Consider the following 4,800-nt stretch of genomic DNA (forward strand, 5'->3'; position numbering starts at 1 on the left):
ATCAATAACGGTACTACCCTATCAAATACTGCAAGTGTAGTAACCAACGAAGTACCTGGTCCTACCAGCGCTACTGCCAATACTACCATTGATCAGAATCCTCTTATGACGCTGGTTAAAGATGGCACCTTCAACGATACCAATAAGGATGGAAATGCCGATGCAGGTGAAACCATCTCGTATACCTTTACGGTTACCAACACTGGAAATGTAACATTGACGAACATCCAGGTTACCGATCCTAAAGTAACTGTAAGCGGAGGACCTATTAGCCTTGCTCCGGGTGCTAGCGATGACAAAACCTTTACTGCTACTTATACCATCACGCAGGCTGATGTAGATGCTGGAGAAGTGGTAAACATTGCCGTAGCTAATTCAGATGAAACTACAGGTCCTAACGAAAGTAACGAGGAAATTACAGATATCGATCAGTCTCCAAACATGGAGCTTGTGAAGTCTGGTACTTATCAGGATAATGGTGACGGAATTGTGAATGCAGGTGATAAGATCATCTATTCCTTCACCGTGACTAACACTGGAAACGTAACACTGACTAATATCCAGGTTACCGATCCTAAAGTAACTGTAAGCGGAGGACCTATCAGCCTTGTGCCAGGAGCTAGCGATAACACAACCTTTACTGCTGAATACATCCTGACTCAGGATGATATCAATGCAGGTGAAGTGGTGAACACTGCGGTGGTTACTTCAAATGAAACTACAGACCCGGTTAACAGTAACGAGGAAACTACAGATATCGATCAGTCTCCAAACATGGAGCTTGTGAAGTCTGGTACTTATCAGGATAATGGTGACGGAATTGTGAATGCAGGTGATAAGATCATCTATTCCTTCACCGTGACTAACACTGGAAACGTAACACTGACTAATATCCAGGTTACCGATCCTAAAGTAACTGTAAGCGGAGGACCTATCAGCCTTGCTCCAGGAGCTAGCGATAACACAACCTTTACTGCGGAATATATCCTGACTCAGGATGATATCAATGCAGGTGAAGTAGTGAACACTGCGGTGGTTACTTCAGATGAAACTACAGATCCGGTTAACAGTAACGAAGAAACTACAGATATCGATCAGAATCCAAACATGGAACTTGCGAAGTCTGGTTCTTATCAGGATAATGGTGACGGAATTGTAAATGCAGGTGATAAGATCATCTATACCTTCACCGTGACAAACACTGGAAACGTAACACTGACTAACATCCAGGTTACTGATCCTAAAGTAACTGTAAGCGGAGGACCTATTAGCCTTGCGCCAGGAGCTAGCGATAACACAACCTTTACTGCTGAATACATCCTGACTCAGGATGATATCAATGCAGGTGAAGTGGTGAACACTGCGGTGGTTACTTCAGATGAAACTACAGACCCGGTTAACAGTAACGAAGAAACTACTGAAATCAGTCAGTCTCCAAACATGGAACTTGTGAAGTCTGGTACCTATCAGGATAATGGTGACGGAATTGTGAATGCAGGTGATAAGATCATCTATACTTTCACCGTGACTAACACTGGAAATGTAACATTGACGAACATCAAGGTTACCGATCCTAAAGTAACTGTAAGCGGAGGACCTATCAGCCTTGCTCCAGGAGCTAGCGATAACACAACCTTTACTGCTGAATATATCCTGACTCAGGATGATATCAATGCAGGTGAAGTAGTGAACACTGCGGTGGTTACTTCAGATGAAACTACAGATCCGGTTAACAGTAACGAAGAAACTACAGATATCGATCAGAATCCAAATATGGAACTTGCGAAGTCTGGTTCTTATCAGGATAATGGTGACGGAATTGTAAATGCAGGTGATAAGATCATCTATACCTTCACCGTGACGAACACTGGAAACGTAACACTGACTAACATCCAGGTTACCGATCCTAAAGTAACTGTAAGCGGAGGACCTATCAGCCTTGCTCCGGGAGATAGTGACAACACAAACTTTACTGCTGAATATATCCTGACTCAGGATGATATCAATGCAGGCGAAGTGGTGAACACTGCGGTGGTTACTTCAGATGAAACTACAGACCCGGTTAACAGTAACGAGGAAACTACAGAAATCACTCAGTCTCCGAACATGGAGCTTGTGAAGTCTGGTTCTTATCAGGATAATGGTGACGGAATTGTGAATGCAGGTGATAAGATCATCTATTCCTTCACCGTGACTAACACTGGAAACGTAACACTGACTAATATCCAGGTTACCGATCCTAAAGTAACTGTAAGCGGAGGACCTATCAGCCTTGCTCCGGGAGATAGTGACAACACAACTTTTACTGCTGAATATATCCTGACTCAGGATGATATCAATGCAGGTGAAGTGGTGAACACTGCAATGGTTATTTCAGATGAAACTACAGACCCGATTAACAGTAACGAGGAAACTACTGAAATCAGTCAGTCTCCGGCTATTGAAGCTATTAAGACTGTTAGAGTAGCTGGAAGTAAAATTGGTGATGTAATTGAATATGATATCGTTGTTACCAATACTGGAAATGTTACCATCGAAAATATTGAAATTACAGATGATAATGCCGATACCGGCAGTATTCAGGGTAGTCCAATTTTAACACTGGCGCCGGGAGATTATGTTATCGTAACTGCCCAGCAAACAATCACCCAGGCTCATATAGATGCCGGATTTGCAAGCAACAGTGCAACCGCCACTGGAGACAGCCCATCGGGTACCGATGATGTTTCCGACGTTTCAGATAATGGAGACCCAACAGATGGTGATGATAACCCAACAATCACTGATCTTGATCAGGATACTCAATTTGCAATTACTAAATCCACAACAACTTCAAACTTTAAAGAAGTTGGGGATGTAATTGAATATAAATTAGAGGTTACCAATAATGGTAATACAACTATAGATAATGTAGTGGTTACCGACTTTAATGCCGATAATGTAACTTACCTTTCTGGTGATGCTAATCTGGATGGTCTGTTAAACGTTGGTGAAACCTGGACATATAAAGCAGATCATACTGTGACCTCTTCAGATTTCTCTCAAGGTTATGTAGAAAACACGGCAGAAGTTGCTGCTAAAGATCCTGCGGAAACCGTAATTAATGCAATAAGTAATACGGTTCGAACTGGAGTATTAATGGTTCAAAGCGATGAAGGTTCAGTTAATGAAGATACTTCTTATACAATAGATGTTTTGGCAAACGATAGCTACGATCCGGCTGCAACTCCAAAAGTTACTTCAGTAGCAGATCCATCTAATGGTAGTGTAGTCATTAATTCTAATGGAACCATAACTTATACACCGAATCCGGATTTTAACGGAGTTGACTCCTTTGAGTATGGAATCACGGTTGATAATGCCGATGGAACAACTTCAGAAGAAATCAATACAATGACCGTAACCATCCTTCCAGTTGATGATGCTGTTGTTGATAATGCAATAACTTCAGAAGATGAAGAAGTAGTGATCGATGTTCTTGACAATGACACTTACGATCCGGCAACTGATGTTGAAGTAACTTCGGTTACGCAGCCAGATAATGGTACTGTAGTGATCAATCCTGACGGAACAGTTACCTATACTCCTAACCCGGATTATAACAGAACTGATACCTTCGAGTATACTGCTACCGTAACCAATGCAGATGGCTCAACTACCTCTGAAACCACTTCGGTCAACGTAAATGTAGAAGGTACTCCGGATGCTGTAAAAGATTCTGCAACAACTTCAGAAGATGAAGCAGTAGTAATCCATGTTTTAGATAACGATACTTTTGATACGAATGCTGACGTTGAAGTAACTTCGGTTACTCAGCCGGACAATGGAACTGTAGTAATCAATCCTGACGGAACAGTTACCTATAATCCTAACCCGGATTATAACGGAATTGATATCTTCGAGTATACTGCTACTGTAACTAATGCTGATGGTTCTACTACCACTGAAACCACTACGGTAACGGTGAATGTAGAAGGTACTCCGGATGCGGTTGCAGATAATGCAACAACTTCAGAAGATGAAGAAGTAGTGATCGATGTTCTTGATAATGACACTTACGATCCGGCAACTGATGTTGAAGTAACTTCAGTTACTCAGCCGGACAATGGAACGGTGGTGATCATTCCTGACGGAACAGTTACCTATACTCCTAACCCGGATTATAACGGAACTGATACTTTCGAGTATATTGCTACTGTAACCAATGCTGATGGTTCTACTACCACTGAAACTACCACAGTAACGGTGAATGTTGAAGGTACTGCGGATGCGGTTGCAGATAATGCAACAACTTCAGAAGATGAAGCAGTAGTGATCGATGTTCTTGATAATGACACTTACGATCCGGCAACTGATGTTGAAGTAACTTCAATTACTCAGCCAGACAATGGAACTGTAGTGATCAATCCTGACGGAACAGTTACCTATACTCCTAACCCGGATTATAACGGAACTGATACTTTCGAGTATACTGCTACTGTAACCAATCCAGATGGTTCAACTACCACTGAAACCACTACGGTAACAGTGAATGTTGAAGGAACTACGGATGCGGTTGTTGATAATGCAACAACTTCAGAAGATGAAGAAGTAGTGATCGATGTCCTGGATAATGACACTTACGATCCGGCAACTGATGTTGAAGTAACTTCGGTTACTCAACCAGACAATGGATCTGTAGTGATCAATCCTGACGGAACAGTTACCTATACTCCTAACCCGGATTATAACGGAACTGATACTTTCGAGTATACCGCTACTGTAACTAATGCAGATGGATCAACTACTATTGAAACTACC

1 protein-coding gene is annotated in these 4,800 nt (G+C 42.0%); it reads left to right on the plus strand.

Annotated features, from left to right (window positions below; all coding sequences use genetic code 11):
- The coding region (locus ACNKXV_RS12890) for a beta strand repeat-containing protein (protein WP_417908152.1) at window positions 1–4,800 on the plus strand (4,800 nt) is incomplete at both ends.

This window comes from Christiangramia aquimixticola (assembly GCF_048285835.1).
GTDB classification, from domain to species: domain Bacteria; phylum Bacteroidota; class Bacteroidia; order Flavobacteriales; family Flavobacteriaceae; genus Christiangramia; species Christiangramia aquimixticola.